Source organism: Sediminispirochaeta smaragdinae DSM 11293 (assembly GCF_000143985.1).
Taxonomy (GTDB): domain Bacteria; phylum Spirochaetota; class Spirochaetia; order DSM-16054; family Sediminispirochaetaceae; genus Sediminispirochaeta; species Sediminispirochaeta smaragdinae.
Genome location: NC_014364.1, coordinates 1,744,240 through 1,758,972, shown reverse-complemented (window position 1 = coordinate 1,758,972; position 14,733 = coordinate 1,744,240). Strand labels below are relative to the sequence as shown.

General features: G+C 50.8%; 15 protein-coding genes. 7 read left to right on the top strand and 8 right to left on the bottom strand.

The window, feature by feature from the left end:
- A complete protein-coding gene (gene gltA, locus SPIRS_RS08295) occupies positions 1-1,491 on the bottom strand; it encodes an NADPH-dependent glutamate synthase (RefSeq protein WP_013254232.1) in 1,491 nt (496 codons plus the stop codon).
- Positions 1,488-2,348 carry a sulfide/dihydroorotate dehydrogenase-like FAD/NAD-binding protein gene (locus SPIRS_RS08290; RefSeq protein WP_013254231.1) on the bottom strand — a complete coding sequence of 287 codons (861 nt, stop codon included), beginning with the start codon at positions 2,346-2,348 and terminating at the stop codon, positions 1,488-1,490. The genes gltA and SPIRS_RS08290 overlap by 4 nt, the downstream gene beginning before the upstream one ends.
- A gap of 165 nt (positions 2,349-2,513) precedes the next feature.
- On the opposite strand from SPIRS_RS08290, the gene SPIRS_RS08285 reads away from it, so the two are divergent.
- The gene (locus tag SPIRS_RS08285; RefSeq protein ID WP_013254230.1) at positions 2,514-2,792 is read left to right on the top strand and encodes a hypothetical protein; all 279 of its coding nucleotides are present in this window, start codon (positions 2,514-2,516) and stop codon (positions 2,790-2,792) included.
- Here the strand turns inward: SPIRS_RS08285 and SPIRS_RS08280 are convergent.
- Together SPIRS_RS08280 and SPIRS_RS08275 are read right to left on the bottom strand one after the other, a co-directional pair.
- Positions 2,761-4,257 (bottom strand): sugar ABC transporter ATP-binding protein, encoded by a 1,497-nt coding sequence (locus SPIRS_RS08280; RefSeq protein WP_013254229.1) that lies wholly within the window; start codon positions 4,255-4,257, stop codon positions 2,761-2,763. The two genes, SPIRS_RS08285 and SPIRS_RS08280, sit on opposite strands and share 32 nt — an antisense overlap.
- A 2-nt stretch (positions 4,258-4,259) precedes the next feature.
- On the bottom strand, positions 4,260-5,036 hold the full coding sequence (locus SPIRS_RS08275) for a DeoR/GlpR family DNA-binding transcription regulator (RefSeq protein ID WP_013254228.1): 777 nt from the start codon (positions 5,034-5,036) through the stop codon (positions 4,260-4,262).
- Positions 5,037-5,269: 233 nt separating this feature from the next.
- Here SPIRS_RS08275 and chvE point away from each other — a divergent pair, with 233 nt between their 5' ends.
- From chvE to SPIRS_RS08245, 6 genes are all read left to right on the top strand, one after another.
- Positions 5,270-6,343, top strand: a complete 1,074-nt coding sequence (chvE, locus tag SPIRS_RS08270; RefSeq protein ID WP_013254227.1) for a multiple monosaccharide ABC transporter substrate-binding protein — start codon at positions 5,270-5,272, stop codon at positions 6,341-6,343.
- Positions 6,344-6,420: 77 nt separating this feature from the next.
- Positions 6,421-7,971: a multiple monosaccharide ABC transporter ATP-binding protein gene (gene mmsA, locus SPIRS_RS08265; RefSeq protein WP_013254226.1), complete on the top strand. Its 1,551-nt coding sequence runs from the start codon at positions 6,421-6,423 to the stop codon at positions 7,969-7,971.
- Positions 7,968-9,140 (top strand): multiple monosaccharide ABC transporter permease, encoded by a 1,173-nt coding sequence (gene mmsB, locus SPIRS_RS08260; protein ID WP_013254225.1) that lies wholly within the window; start codon positions 7,968-7,970, stop codon positions 9,138-9,140. Before mmsA ends, mmsB begins: the two co-directional genes overlap by 4 nt.
- Before the next feature lie 131 nt (positions 9,141-9,271).
- On the top strand, positions 9,272-9,835 hold the full coding sequence (locus SPIRS_RS08255; RefSeq protein ID WP_013254224.1) for a bifunctional adenosylcobinamide kinase/adenosylcobinamide-phosphate guanylyltransferase: 564 nt from the start codon (positions 9,272-9,274) through the stop codon (positions 9,833-9,835).
- Entirely contained in the window at positions 9,832-10,572 is a 741-nt protein-coding gene (gene cobS, locus SPIRS_RS08250; RefSeq protein WP_013254223.1) for an adenosylcobinamide-GDP ribazoletransferase, read from the top strand. Before SPIRS_RS08255 ends, cobS begins: the two co-directional genes overlap by 4 nt.
- A gap of 1 nt (position 10,573) precedes the next feature.
- Positions 10,574-11,176 carry a histidine phosphatase family protein gene (locus SPIRS_RS08245; RefSeq protein ID WP_013254222.1) on the top strand — a complete coding sequence of 201 codons (603 nt, stop codon included), beginning with the start codon at positions 10,574-10,576 and terminating at the stop codon, positions 11,174-11,176.
- On the opposite strand, the gene SPIRS_RS08240 is transcribed toward SPIRS_RS08245, so the two are convergent.
- The 4 genes from SPIRS_RS08240 to SPIRS_RS08225 are packed head-to-tail and all read right to left on the bottom strand — an operon-like array spanning position 11,173 to position 14,609.
- Positions 11,173-12,099 carry an MOSC domain-containing protein gene (locus tag SPIRS_RS08240; protein WP_013254221.1) on the bottom strand — a complete coding sequence of 309 codons (927 nt, stop codon included), beginning with the start codon at positions 12,097-12,099 and terminating at the stop codon, positions 11,173-11,175. The genes SPIRS_RS08245 and SPIRS_RS08240 overlap by 4 nt on opposite strands.
- Entirely contained in the window at positions 12,096-12,590 is a 495-nt protein-coding gene (gene moaC / locus SPIRS_RS08235) for a cyclic pyranopterin monophosphate synthase MoaC (RefSeq protein ID WP_013254220.1), read from the bottom strand. The genes SPIRS_RS08240 and moaC overlap by 4 nt, the downstream gene beginning before the upstream one ends.
- Before the next feature lie 2 nt (positions 12,591-12,592).
- Positions 12,593-13,393: a GTP 3',8-cyclase MoaA gene (locus tag SPIRS_RS08230; RefSeq protein ID WP_013254219.1), complete on the bottom strand. Its 801-nt coding sequence runs from the start codon at positions 13,391-13,393 to the stop codon at positions 12,593-12,595.
- Positions 13,377-14,609: a molybdopterin molybdotransferase MoeA gene (locus SPIRS_RS08225; protein ID WP_013254218.1), complete on the bottom strand. Its 1,233-nt coding sequence runs from the start codon at positions 14,607-14,609 to the stop codon at positions 13,377-13,379. The genes SPIRS_RS08230 and SPIRS_RS08225 overlap by 17 nt, the downstream gene beginning before the upstream one ends.
- Positions 14,610-14,733 lie beyond the last annotated feature (124 nt).

Genomic DNA, 14,733 nt, shown 5'->3' with positions numbered 1-14,733 from the left:
CTATACATCCTCGGCAAGCATGCGGTTGATCGCAGCAGCCGCCTTACGTCCTTGCCCCATGGCTAGAATAACCGTGGCTGCACCGAGAACAATATCGCCTCCGGCATACACCCGGTCCATGGATGTCTTTCCGTCCTCATCGGCGATGATATTTCCCCACTTGTTGGTCTCAAGCCCTTCGGTAGTCTGCTTAAGCAGGGGATTGGAATCATTTCCAATGGAAACGATGACAGTATCTACATCAAGGATGCTCTCGCTGCCCTCGATGGGTACGGGACGGCGACGCCCCGATTCATCGGGCTCACCAAGCTCATAGCTCAATACTTCGAGGGCTCGAACCCGACCCTTCTCATCCCCAAGGATTCGTTTGGGATTGCGGAGGAGAAGAAACTCAACCCCCTCTTCCTTTGCATGGCCGACCTCTTCCACCCTGGCGGGCATCTCGACCTCGGTCCGGCGATAGACGATATACACCTTCTCCGCACCAAGCCGAATCGCGGTACGGGCCGCATCCATGGCCACATTCCCACCGCCGAGGACCGCAACCCTGCGACTCTTGTAGGTCGGGGTAGCGGCATGTTCGGGATCATAGGCCTTCATGAGGTTGGAACGGGTCAGATACTCATTGGCACTGAGCACTCCCACCAGATTCTCACCTTCGATGTGCATAAACTTCGGAAGCCCCGCACCGCTGCCGATGAAAACGGCATCAAAACCATCTTTATCGATCAGGTCTTTCAGCTTTCGGGTCCGTCCGACCAGAAAATTGGGCTCAATATCAACGCCCATTTCTTCAAGGGTATGAATTTCCTCTTCAACAATACTCTTCGGAAGCCTAAATTCGGGGATTCCGTAAACCAGAACGCCACCGGGCTTGTGAAAAGCCTCGAAAACCGTTACATCATGCCCGGCTTTTCTGATATCGGCGGCTGCGGTAATACCGGCAGGGCCACTGCCGATGATGGCAACCTTTTTTCCTGTTGAAGGGGCTACCTGAGGAATATTTTTCGTGCCTTTTGCACGCTCATAGTCGGCAACAAAACGCTCGATACGGCCGATAGACACCGCCCGGTTCACGTCCTTCAGGCTCTTTCCGACGGTACAGTGTTCCTGGCACTGAGACTCCTGGGGACACACCCGCCCGCAGATAGAGGGAAGCAGGCTGCTTTCGCGGATAACCGCAAGAGAATCCCCAAAGCGTCCCTCTTCGGCCGCCTTAATAAAACGAGGAATATCAATGGAAACCGGGCAACCCTTTACACAGGGAGCATTCTTGCACTGGAGGCAGCGGGAAGCCTCGACACGAGCCTGTTCCCCGCTGTACCCCACGGCGACCTCCGCCATGTTATGAATCCTGACCGACGGTTCCTGACTCGGCATATCCTGACAGGGAATTGCAAGCCGATCTTTCGGTTTAAGCTCTTTTCCCTGCAGATCGGCCCAAAGTGCCTTTGCTTCACTCTTTAACGTATCGATGTTTTTGTGACTCATCGAAGTGCCCCCCGCTTCTTTTTCGCAATCTCCATATCAAGGTGACACTGATGGTGGTCTTCCTGCTCCCGCTCTTTAAAGGCGCCGAGACGCAGCATCATATTATCAAAATCGACCAGGTGGCCGTCAAATTCCGGCCCATCGACACATACAAATTTCGTTTCGCCTCCGACCGTAACGCGACAGCCTCCGCACATACCGGTGCCGTCGACCATGATTGTATTCAAGCTGACGATCGTTTTCACGCCGTAGGGTCTGGTGGTTTCCGCACAGAATTTCATCATGATGGGAGGACCAATGGCCACGGCCATGGCCGGATTGGAACTTTCACAGTACTCTTTCAGCGGCTCGGTCACCAGCGCTTTCCTTCCATAACTGCCATCGTCGGTACACACAACCAGCTCATCGGCAATAGCCTTCATCTCATTTTCCATGATGATAAGCTCCCGGTTTCGGGCACCCATGATGATAATGACATGATTACCGGCTGCCTTCATCGCCTGCGCAATGGGGTGAAGAGGTGCGACACCGATTCCGCCGCCCACACATACGACGGTTCCGACCTTCTCAATATGAGTCGGCTGACCGAGCGGCCCAAGAACATTTTCAAAGGAATCACCGACATTGGAAAGGGCCATTTCATGGGTGGTCTTACCCACCGTCTGAAAAATAATGGTAATCGATCCCTCATCGGGATCGGCATCCGCGATGGTCAACGGGATACGTTCTCCATAATTGGTGTCTTTCTGGATAATAACAAACTGCCCGGGTTTTCGCTCTCTGGCAATCAGCGGCGCTTCAATTTTCATCCGAAACACTTCTTCGGAAAGCTGCCGCTTTTCGAGAATCTTGTTCATTCTGCTACCTCACTCATAGTTTGCCCCCCTGCACCTGTGAGACCACTATAGATTACACATGAATTTTGTCATTCTGACAACCCTTTTACCGATAATTATAGGAGGTAAAAAAAGCTGACAAAAACGGGAGTTCATGCTAAGATTCAGGATATAAAGGATAGAATATTGGATAATATTGAATATATAAAGGAAATTGATAGATTTGCCGAAATTCTCAAACGGGAAGCACGGAATACCGTAAAAGAGGGGCTTAATCGCTCCCTAATGATCCCCACGCTCAGGCAGCTTTGGAGGATTCACGGCTATTTCGAGATCAGTCAAATTTATACATCCCGATCAATGGTCAAGGAAAAAAGGGCGATAAGCGAAACCATCCCGGCCTATATTCCATCCCTTCATGAAGATAATTCGCTTATGCATCACTCGTCGCATAATCCAGAATAGTCTCTTTGCTTGCTTCGGAGCGGGGTAAATCACATACAATACGGCCACCCGCAAGCACAAGCACACGGTCGCACATACCCAGTATCTCTTCTATTTCTGAGGATATCAAAATAACAGAGGCACCTTTACTGATGAGATCATTGATGGCATTGTAGATATCGACCTTGGCCGCGGCATCAACACCACGGGTAGGTTCATCCATGATGTAAATCTTCGCCCGATACATAAACCAACGGGTAAGCAGAACCTTCTGCTGATTTCCCCCCGAATAAAAACGGAGGATATCGTCGTGCTGTCCCGGAGAAATTCGTAAACGCTTCACATATTCGGCGGCAAGCTGCCTCATATAGGGTTCATTGAGGTGCATACCGTCTTTGAAACGAGAAAGGGTTGCAATGGTGGAATTCGTCAGCAAATCCAGGGGAGGGAACATTCCATTCTGAGCCCTGTTTTCAGGAATCAGGATCAAGCCACTCTGCATTGCATTCAGAGGATGGTCAAAACGCTTCTTTTTTCCGTCGACAACGATTTCACCATCGGATATCTCAGCCACCCCGAAAAGGCAGTTACTCAAAAGCGTCCTTCCTGATCCCATCAAACCAGTGATCCCCAGTATCTCCTGCTTGCGAAGGGAAAACGAAACATCCCGAAGGATAGGCTTACTCACGAGATGTCGAACCTCAAGGATAGACTTGCCCGGCTTAATACGCAAGCGCGGGTATCGTTCCTGATGCGGCTCTTCTATCATCATCCCCACCAGTGTACTTCGATCGATTTCATGAATAAAATTCGTGGAGACGAGCCGCCCCTTATGAAGTACGCTAACCCGGTCCCCAACTTTTTTTATCTCATCCATCCTATGAGAAATATAAAAAATTCCCTTCGCCCTTACCCGAAGTCGGTCAAGAAGGGAAAAAAATATATCACGCTCGATCTCGCTCATTGCGGATGTTGGTTCGTCGAATATGATAATCTGTGCTCCGGAAACATAAGCCTTGACAGCGGAAAGAAGCTGGCGTTGGGCATAGCCCAGATCCCGAACGCAGGATCGGGGAGAGATATCGATGCGTAGTTCCTTAAAAAGCCTGTAACAATCGGCATCAAGCCGCGTTCTGTTGAAAAAACGAAGAAGGGGGACGGTTGTCGCCAAACGGTCAAAATAGACATTTTCGGCCACACTTAAATTTTCAAAAAGCTGATTATCCTGATGCTGATAAAAGACCCCGTTTTTCCTGGCCTCATGAAAGGTTTCAAAGTTCACGCTCTTTCCAAAGAGCTCAATGTCCCCGGAATCACGGGAATAGAGTCCACAGATGGTCTTCATCAGTGCGGATTTGCCTGAGCCGTTTTCACCGAGGAGGACATGAACCTCCCCTTCAAAAAGCTCAAGGCTGATGTGGTCAAGAAAGAATTCATTTGCAAAATTTTTCGTCACATTTTTTAATGATAGTACGGGATGCCCCACGTCTATACCCTACCCTCAAAAACATTGATGGAAGTGTGTAGCTGAATGTTGCTTAAAAAAATCCTGTTTTTGAACTCATCCGATATGGAAGGATTGGTAATAATTTTATCGGCTAAACTGAGTTTACCCAGCTTAAAAAAAGCGCTCTTATCAAAATTCTCAGCAATGCAAACAAAAATTTGTTCTTCGGCAGAGGCCATGGCAGCTTCAATTAATTCGGCCTTTTCATGGCTTACAACGGTAACATCAAGGGCATTGTTTATGCCGTCGATCTCGGCAAAGAGACGATTCACGTGAAAACGACGGAGATTTGCAACCGAAATGGAGCCGTAGAGCGACTTACCGTCGGCGGCAACATCACCACCCAAAAGAACGACCCGGTTCGCCGGCTGAGAAGAAATTTCGACGGCAACGGATATGTAGTTGGTGACAACCGTCACCCCGGAACGTTCCACCAAACGCTTTGCAACACACTCCCCGACATCACCGCTTGTCAGCATGATCACATCTCCGTCCTCAATCATATTGATGGCAACGGAAGCAATCTCTCTGGCATCGTCGACCACCCCTGCCACTGAGGAGGGTTCCTCGCCCAATTCGCTGCGGATAACCGCGCCCCCATAGGTTCTCGTCAAAAGCCCTTCTTGTTCAAGCTTCTCAAGATCCCGCCGTATGGTCACCTCCGAAACATTGAGCATGGCACTCAGAGAGTGCACCTCCACCTGCTGATTTTCAAAGAGGTAGTTCTTTATGATCCGCATTCGTTCAAGTGCAAACATATCCTTCCGATTACGTACTATAACGCAATAGCAAGAAAGTTGGCAATCGATAAAACAATGATAAAGTTTTTGTTGACGGCAAAAAAAACCGATGCTACGATTTATTCACAGTCGTTCATAAACGATGATTGTTTGTGATCATTTCGAGATGCGTTTACGTCCACGCAACGGATTCATCCCCGGATCGTATGATCAAAGGGTTTTGAATACAACATATCAGAAGGAGAAGAAGTATGGATCGATTCGTAAAGACACTTGCGGCGATTGCACTCTGCTTGGCTTTGGCAATGCCTCTTGCAGCAAACGGACAGCAGGACTCAGGACAGCAGATCGTAGGAATCGCAATGCCGACCCAGTCCTCTCAGCGCTGGATTCAGGACGGCGGAAACATGAAAAAAATCCTCGAGGATCGGGGATACAAAGTAGACCTACAGTATGCCGAAGATAATATCGATGCCCAGGTCAATCAGCTTGAAAATATGATTGTAAAGGGAGCCGATGCACTTGTCATTGCCTCCATTGACGGAGAGTCATTGACCAATGTCCTTGAAAAGGCCGCAGATCAGGATATTCCGGTTGTTGCCTATGACCGTTTGATTCGAAACAGCCCCCATGTCAGTTATTACGCAACCTTCGATAACTTTCTCGTCGGCGTTCAGGAAGGAAGCTATCTTGTAGATAAGCTGGGCCTCAAAGAGGGGAAGGGCCCCTACAATATCGAAATCTTCGCGGGATCTCCCGATGACAACAACGCCTACTTCTTCTTCGATGGAGCCATGTCGGAAATTCAAACCTACATCGATAACGGACAGTTGGTGGTAAAAAGCGGCCAAACCGATTTTGATCAGGTGGCAACCCTTCGCTGGGATGGAGCCACCGCACAACAGCGCATGGACAATATCCTTACGGCTCACTACTCAGATGCGAATGTGGACGCAGTGCTTTCTCCCTACGATGGAATTTCTATTGGCATTCTCTCATCGCTGAAGAGCGTGGGCTACGGCACATCCAAGCCGATGCCGGTCGTAACCGGTCAGGACGCCGAAATTCCTTCCATCAAGTCGATTCTGGCGGGAGAACAGGCCCAAACCGTCTTCAAGGACACGAGAGTCCTTGCGCAACGTGCAGCCGACATGGTCGATGCGGTGCTGCAGGGAAAGGAAGCCGAGGTCAACGATACCACAACATACAACAACGGGGTAAAGGTCGTCCCCTCATATCTTGAGGAACCTGTCTCCGTCGATATCACAAACTGGGAAGAAGCGTTGATTGATACCGGATATTACACCAAAGATCAACTGCAGTAACTTGCGAATAGAGGAACCGGCGGGGAAGCCCGCCGGTCCTATGCAAGTTTTTGATTCCAGAAAGAAAGGCAAAACATATGGCTGAGACACATCTTGAAATGCGTCGAATTACGAAACGGTTTCCTGGGTTACTTGCCCTCGACGAGGTAACGATGAAGGTCAATACCCAGGAGATACACGCGCTGGTGGGGGAAAACGGTGCGGGAAAATCCACCTTGATGAATATTCTAAGCGGAGTCTACCCCTACGGTAGCTACGAGGGTGAAATCATTCTCAATGGGAATGAATGCAGATTCAAGGATATTAGAGACAGTGAAAAGTTCGGCATCGTGATTATTCACCAGGAACTGGCACTTATTCCCTACCTTTCCATCGCCGAAAATATCTTCCTCGGAAATGAACAGGCAAAAAACAGTATCATCGATTGGAACAAAACATCCTCCAGAGCCATGGAACTGCTCAAGATTGTCGGGCTCGATGAGAATCCGGCCACCCTGGTCTCCGATATCGGCGTTGGGAAACAACAGATGGTGGAAATTGCCAAGGCTCTGGCAAAAGATGTGAGGCTGCTGATCCTCGACGAGCCCACCGCCGCCCTGAATGATGAAGAGAGTAATAAGCTGCTTGATCTTTTGCTTGAACTGAAGCATAAAGGCATCACCTCCATTCTTATTTCACACAAACTGAACGAAGTCGAACAAGTTGCCGATGTCATTACGGTCATCCGTGATGGGAAAGTGATCGACAACCTTGTTAAGGGAATAGATACCATTGATGAAGACAGAATCATAAAAAGTATGGTGGGCAGAGACATTGTCGACCGTTTTCCCCTCCGCGCTTCGCAGATAGGCGAGGTTGTCTTCGAAGTAAAGGATTGGACCGTCTATCATCCCCAGCATAATGAACGCAAGGTTATTAAAAATGCCAGCTTTAATGTGAGAAAGGGAGAGGTCGTAGGCTTTGCCGGGCTCATGGGTGCGGGACGTACCGAACTCGCAATGAGTCTTTTCGGGAAATCCTATGGACAAAAGCACCAGGGCAGCATCGTAAAAGCGGGAAATGAAGTGGTCCTCAATAGTGTCAGCGATGCAATCGACAACGGAATCGCCTATATGACCGAGGATCGCAAAGGCTACGGCCTCGTCCTGATCGACGATATCCGCCACAACCTAACCCTTCCATCCCTGCAAAAGGTAAGTGAGAAGGGGGTTCTCAATTCAAGTGAAGAGATTGTCTCCGCAGAAAAATATCGCAAAAAAATCACCATCAAGTGTTCGGGAATCGATCAGATGGTGGACAGTCTCTCGGGGGGAAACCAACAGAAGGTCGTGCTGGGAAAGTGGATTATGGCCGAACCGGAGGTCCTGATCCTCGACGAACCGACGCGGGGAATCGATGTCGGTGCAAAATACGAAATCTATCAGATCATTAATCAGCTTGCATTGGAAGGAAAGTCGATTATCATGATCTCGTCGGAAATGCCGGAACTGCTGGGAATGTGCGACCGGATATATGTCGTTGCAGCCGGAGAGATTGCAGGGGAACTATCAAAGGGTGAGGCCAGCCAGGAAAGCATCATGAAAATAATCATGACTCATCAAAAACGAGCAAAGGAAATTACGGTATGAATAGTATCAAAACCTATTTTAGGAACAATATCCGTCAATACGGCATGGTGATCGCGTTATTCCTGATCATGCTCCTTTTTCAGATCCTTACCAGAGGGATTCTTTTCAAACCTGCAAATATCACAAACCTTATTCTGCAAAACAGTTATGTACTGATCCTCGCGATTGGAATGCTGCTCTGCGTCCTGACGGGAAACATCGATTTGTCCGTCGGTTCCGTTGTGGCCTTTGTAGGAGCCATTGCCGCGGTCATCATGGTGGACATGAATATGCCGGTTGCCCCGGCCATCCTTATCTCGCTCTTGGTCGGAGTCCTTGTAGGTGCCTTCCACGGCCTTTTTATCGCCTATTTTAGGGTCCCGCCCTTTATCGTCACCCTCGCCGGGATGCTTACCTTCAGGGGGCTTACCATGGTCATCCTCAAAGGGCAGACAAAGGCGCCCTTTGAGAAATCTTTTCAGGCTATTGCCGCAGGGTATCTGCCTGGAAGGGACTGGACGATAGGCCCTTTCAACGCTATCGCCCTCATTCTCGGGATACTTTTTTCCGCTCTCTTTATCATCTCTATTCTGCGCGGCAGACGAAACAAGGTAAAATACGGCTTCGAAATTCTTCCTTTCGGATTTGAGGTGATTCGGATATTCATCGTTGTCGTCGCTATCAACTGGCTCACGCTGAGTCTTGCACTCTACAACGGGATTCCCATCATCATGGTCCTGCTCATTGGTCTGGTACTGTTGTACACCTTCATAACCCAGAAAACCATCTTCGGCCGCCACATCTACGCCCTCGGCGGCAACGAAAAGGCGGCAAAACTTTCCGGGGTTAAGACAAAACGCGTTATGTTTCTCGTCTATACCAATATGGGGCTGCTCTCGGCACTTGCCGGGATGGTGGTGGCGGGGCGCCTGAATGCCGCAACCCCCAAAGCAGGAAACATGTTCGAATTGGACGCCATTGCCTCCTGTTTCATCGGCGGGGCATCCGCTTCAGGCGGTGTGGGTACCGTCGTTGGGGCAATTGTCGGCGCTCTGGTAATGGGTGTGTTGAATAACGGCATGTCGATTATGGGTGTCAGCGTCGACTGGCAGCAGGCGATCAAGGGTCTCGTACTCCTTGGCGCAGTCTGTTTCGATGTCTACACAAAATCGAAATCCCAGGCAGCATAGCAGTATCGGGGACGAAAGGGTGCTAAGCATTCTCTCGTCCCACCCTTCTCAGCACAGCAATAACTAATGACAAATTCTCCTCCAACAGATAGTATATTCTCATAATACTTATAAGAATGGAGCCTTAAGGTATGGGACATCTGACGTTGGTACTCGGAGGAACAAAAAGCGGAAAAACCGGCTGGGCACAAAAACGGGCCGCAGAACGAGAAAAGCAGACAGGAAAAACCATTCTCTATCTGGCCACGGCTCAAGGCCTGGATCCGGGGATGGAAGAGAGGATTCGGCATCACCGAGCCTCCCGGCCCGACTCCTGGATAACCGTTGAAGAACCCTACTTCGTCGCTGATGTGCTGGATGAAGCGGCACGGGACAAGGGGGCGGTCATCCTCGACTGCCTTACCCTTCTGGCCACCAATATCATACTCATGAAAGGTGAGGCTCCCGATCCGAAAGAGGCACAGAAGGCCGTATTGGCCGAGGTGGAAGCGATCATTTCCGCCTCACGCAGGATCGAGCCGGAACTTATCATCGTATCGAATTACGTGGAAGCGGGCCTTGTCTCTCCAACCCCGCTGGGAGGAATGTTTCAGGATATTGCAGGCCTCAGCCACCAGCTTATTGCCCGCCATGCGGACGAGGTGGTTTATATGATTGCGGGAATAGCAAACACGCTAAAGGGGCAGAGGCAATGAAATTGCTCTACGCTCTGAGATTTTTAACGATCATACCCATTCCCTACCGTGAGGATGAAAATCTTGAGGCCGTTGCAGCATCGGCTCTCTATTATCCTCTGGTCGGAACCCTTATCGGAGCACTCCTTTTTGCCATGGCAAAGGGGGCCTCACTGCTTTGGTCTCAGGAAACAGCCTCCGCGCTTGTCCTCCTCATCTGGACGCTTGTGACCGGGGGGCTCCACCTTGATGGTTTGTCGGACCTTGCCGACGGAATTGGGGGAGGGAAAACAAAAGAAGAGAAGCTTGCGATTATGAAGGACAGCAGGGTCGGAGCCTTTGGGGCTATAACGCTCATGCTTTTCCTTCTGACCAAGTGGCGTATGACCGCAGAGAGTATGGAAGCAGGCTTGGCCACGGTCCTTGTAGCGGCCCCGACGGCGGGACGTTGGGCAACATTGCTTGCCATTCGTCTCTTTCCCGCTGCCCGTCGTGAGGGTATGGGCCAGTTTTTCAAACGCTACGGTAAGCTTCGGGAAGTTGTAATCGGAGGAGTTTTTGCCATCCTTGTCGCGCTGCTGGTCTCCGGCCCCGCAGGACTCATTGCCGTCATCCTTGCGGTGGTATTGACGATGCTTGCTGCAGCATGGGTTTCCTCCCAACTCGAGGGGCTTACCGGGGATGTCTACGGCGCAGTAATCGAATTCTGCGAACTTTGCGTACTCATACTCATCGTCCCCATCTCGAAATTCTTCTGACATGAAAACGATCATCCTGCTTCGTCACGCCGAATGCGAAGGAGTCGGTTATATTGGGCGGGGGAGCAACCCTCCCCTCTCTCCGGAAGGAAGAGAACGGGCCATGGAACTTGTCGGCCTCCTGCTTACCTTTGCCCCAAAACGAATTTTCTCGAGTCCCCTGCTTCGTTGTCGTCAAACCATCGATCCATTTTGGGCTGCGAAGGAGGAGGAAGGTGCGAGTACCATGGTAAGCTGGGACAAACGGCTCGAAGAGTTGGATTTCGGTCGCTGGGAGGGCTGCCGATCAAAAACTGTCAAAGCAAAGGATCCGGATCTCTTTGACAGGTGGCTTACCGATCCAAACATTCCCGCGCCAGGGGGAGAAAGTCTTGCCATGCTTCAGAAACGAGTCGAAGCGTTTTGGAAACAGGAAATAGAAGGGACAGCATCAGACAGTATCCTCGTACTTACCCACGGCGGGCCCATACGATGCCTTCTATCTATCCTTACCGGAAGAGGAATAGAAGGACATTGGCTCTTCTCCGTCGATCGGGGAAATTTCTGTACAATAAAAATTTTCGACGATGGGAATTACCTCATTGATGGGGTAAATCTCCATTAATGGCCGATGCCGTGGATCATGATAACCATGTGGTCGATCATGCCCAGTAATTCCCTCATATATTCTTCCACCGCTCGAACGCTGCCCGGAAGGGCAAAGATACTTGAGTGTCCCGATATGGCACAGAGACTCCTGGAGAAAAGGGCATTCGGCTTTTCCGCCCCATATTTGAGACGAATATGGTCCATAACACCGGGCAGGATCTTGTCGGCAACGGCCATAACCGCCTCAGGTGTCACATCGCGAGGTCCGATGCCCGTGCCTCCGGTGGTAAAAATCAAATCGTCCCCCGCTTCCACAGCACTCCGAAGAGCAGCCTCAATGGCAGCCTGATCATCGGGAAGAAGCTGGTAGATAGTTTTCAGATGGTAACGCTTCGTCGAAAAGCCTGCTTTTACCAATTCGGTGATTCTCGGGCCTGAGATATCCTCGTAGACGCCGGCATACGCCCTATCGCTGATGGTTATGACCCGAACGGTAAAGGGGCGGGGCAGATATTCCATCTCGGCACCCTGTTGTATGGTGCCTTGCTTTATGACCCTGGCAAAGAGCCCTTCCTTGGGCATGACACACTTTCCCACCTCACGATAGATGGCACAATCGTCGCCGTGACAGCTCTTTCCGATCTGTGTAATCTCCAGCTCAACATCGCCGATCCGAAACCGGTCCAGAACGGCGACATCGTTCAGATCTATCCCGTCGACGGTAATATTTTCGCCGAACTCTCCCGGACCGATCTTTCTTGTCATGCGTTCTTCGAAACGTCTGATACTCGGGTTCCCGAGCAGACTAATCTGGCGATGCCAATCACCGGCATGGGCATCGCCACGAAAGCCGTGGTCATAGACTCCAATGTGAGGAACCGGATGCTTTGCCGTTCCCTTCTCCTCCGATATATTGATCGATTCTGCTGTGATCTTCATTCGATTACTTCCTTCCGTTTTTCAACAAGATGAATTCCTTCCATAACCATACTTTTATCCACGGCCTTGCACATATCGTAAATCGTAAGCAGGGCCACATGCACGGCGGTCAGGGCCTCCATCTCGACCCCGGTCTTCCCGGTACAACGGGCCTCGCCCTCCACCGCTACCCCGTCATCGGTGAGTTTGGTACGGACATCAACCTTGGTCAGGGGTAAGGGATGGCAAAGGGGGATCAAATGATGGGTATGTTTCGCCGCCTGAATCCCCGCGATCTGGGCGACCGTCAAAACATCCCCCTTTTTTACCTTGTTCTCCCGTATGAGTGCCACCGTAGAGGGGGCCAGGGTAATACGCCCCGCCGCTATGGCAACTCGTCTGACCGGAACCTTGTCTCCCACATCAATCATCGACGCCCTACCCGTCTCATCGACATGGGTTAATCGTCCCTCCGCCTTTCTGATTTCACCGGAAGGGTCATATTCGCTCATAACTATCCTCCGAGGCCATAGAAGGTATTTCCACTGCCGGGAACACCACATTTCGGTTTACCGCGTACGGCGGCAAGAATTGCCTCCCGTGCGCCTAACGTCTTCACATCAAATCCTATATCATTGAAGAGACAGGGGTAAATAATCCCTCGACTCGAAAGCCTGAGACGGCTGCAGTGTGCACAATCCCCTCCCTCGCCCCCTTCGACAACGGTAAATTCACCGGCCTGAAGATCCATCTGGTGAATAAAACGCACCTCAAATCCCTGTTCTTCGCCAAAACGGGCAACATCCCCGGCAGCCAGGGGGCCGGAATTAAAGGGAACCACGGCATTGAGCTTAATCGGTGAAAGCCCCGCAGCCTTTGCGGCGGCAAGCCCTTCGAGGACATCTTCTATTTTTCCGCCCCTGGTTATCTCCGCATAGCGGACCGGATCCATGGTATCCAGGCTGACATTCACCCGGTTCAAACCCGCGGCTTTCAGATCCGCGGCAAAGGTTGAGAGCAATATGCCGTTGGTGGTCATTGCAAGATCACGAAGGCCTTCGAAGGAGGCAATCATCGCCACCAGATCGACAATTCCTTTTCGCACCAGCGGTTCCCCGCCGGTCAACCTTATTTTGTCTATTCCCAAGGAAAGGGCGACCTTCACGATATCGCGAATTTCCTCAAGGGAGAGAATTTGATCATGAGGGATAAGAGGAACCCCCTCTTCCGGCATACAGTAGACGCAACGCAGATTACAGCGATCGGTCACCGATATACGGAGGTAGTGTATGTGGCGTTTATATGGATCTAACAACAACCATTTTTCCTTTCTTCATCTCTGAGATTCCCCGATCAATTTTCATGAATCCATCGGCGGCAGGTAACGCCTGGAAATGGCCTGAGCCATGGTAGGCAATGGGTCGTGCAGAGCCATCGTTCCCGATGGTTACGGGGAACCACTCCTCGCGTTCGGCATCACGGCGGAGAAACGCCTCTGCCAAGGGACAGCGGGCCATAAAAGGCTGGAAGTGTGCCCCCATAAGCCGGTAGAGATAGGGTTTGACAAGTAGTTCCGTTATCACAAAACTGGCAACGGGATTTCCCGGAAGGCCAAAGAGATCAGCACGTTCTGAGACGGCAAAGGTCGACGGACGTCCCGGCTTCACTGCTATTCTGTCATAAAGGATGGTAAACCCGTTCTCGGTAATGGCATCGGGTGCAAAATCATACTCCCCCATGGAGACTCCGCCGCTCATCAGTATGAGATCATTTTCCATAGCGGCATGCTTAAGCACGGAAGAAAGCTGCCCGACATCATCGGGAACGATACCGTAATAGCGGGGGCGTATTCCCAATTCTCCCAATTGAGCCATTGCCTGGCTCGCATTCGCATTTCTGACCTGAAAGGGGTCAGGGTTCTCTTCAGGTTCTATCACTTCATTCCCGCTTGCAAGAAGACCGACCCTTGGAAGACGCCTCACCAAGGGCCTTGCATACCCGACCGATGCAAGGAGAGCGATATGCTTGGACGAAAGTACGGTTCCGGCGCTAAGAACCAGCGATCCAGCCTTTACATCCTCACCCTGGGGACTAAAGTTGGAAGAACCGTCAATAATACGAGCATCTTCCAGAGTAATATAGGTAGTGCTACCATCGGTATGTTCCGAAGAGTACTCGACCATTGCAACCATGTCGGCCCCTTCCGGCAATACGGTCCCCGTCATAACCTTGACACACGTTTTCGGCTCGACTTTCAGCCGATCACGGCTGCCGGCTGCGCTGTCGCCGATAAGTCGCAACGTACCCGGAAGATCGCCCCTCCGGCAGGCATATCCATCCATAGCAACCCTATCGAAGGGGGGAAGCTCACGGTCGGTGCATATATCCATGGCAAGCACTCTACCCCGACATAGTCCGGGCTCTACCTCTTCCGTGGAAACATATCCATCTGCAAGCTCTGCTGCCCTTGCAATGGTCAAATCATAAACTTCACTGAAATCTCGAAGTTGCTTATCATTCTTCTCTCTCACAGCGCATGAACTCCATGATGCAAATTTTAGCGTCAGCCATTGTATCATGAAAGCATACAATGGAAAAGGGAGAAGGTGGACCGTGGGTAGAGGATAGGGAAACAAATAGATATTTTTTTCTTGA

Bases quoted from the DNA above. Each gene is read 5' to 3' on its own strand.
- gltA (WP_013254232.1), bottom strand. From the start codon at position 1,491: ATGAGTCACAAAAACATCGATACGTTAAAGAGTGAAGCAAAGGCACTT.
- SPIRS_RS08290 (WP_013254231.1), bottom strand. From the start codon at position 2,348: ATGAACAAGATTCTCGAAAAGCGGCAGCTTTCCGAAGAAGTGTTTCGG.
- SPIRS_RS08275 (WP_013254228.1), bottom strand. From the start codon at position 5,036: ATGTTTGCACTTGAACGAATGCGGATCATAAAGAACTACCTCTTTGAA.
- chvE (WP_013254227.1), top strand. From the start codon at position 5,270: ATGGATCGATTCGTAAAGACACTTGCGGCGATTGCACTCTGCTTGGCT.
- mmsA (WP_013254226.1), top strand. From the start codon at position 6,421: ATGGCTGAGACACATCTTGAAATGCGTCGAATTACGAAACGGTTTCCT.
- mmsB (WP_013254225.1), top strand. From the start codon at position 7,968: ATGAATAGTATCAAAACCTATTTTAGGAACAATATCCGTCAATACGGC.
- SPIRS_RS08255 (WP_013254224.1), top strand. From the start codon at position 9,272: ATGGGACATCTGACGTTGGTACTCGGAGGAACAAAAAGCGGAAAAACC.
- cobS (WP_013254223.1), top strand. From the start codon at position 9,832: ATGAAATTGCTCTACGCTCTGAGATTTTTAACGATCATACCCATTCCC.
- SPIRS_RS08245 (WP_013254222.1), top strand. From the start codon at position 10,574: ATGAAAACGATCATCCTGCTTCGTCACGCCGAATGCGAAGGAGTCGGT.
- SPIRS_RS08240 (WP_013254221.1), bottom strand. From the start codon at position 12,099: ATGAAGATCACAGCAGAATCGATCAATATATCGGAGGAGAAGGGAACG.
- moaC (WP_013254220.1), bottom strand. From the start codon at position 12,590: ATGAGCGAATATGACCCTTCCGGTGAAATCAGAAAGGCGGAGGGACGA.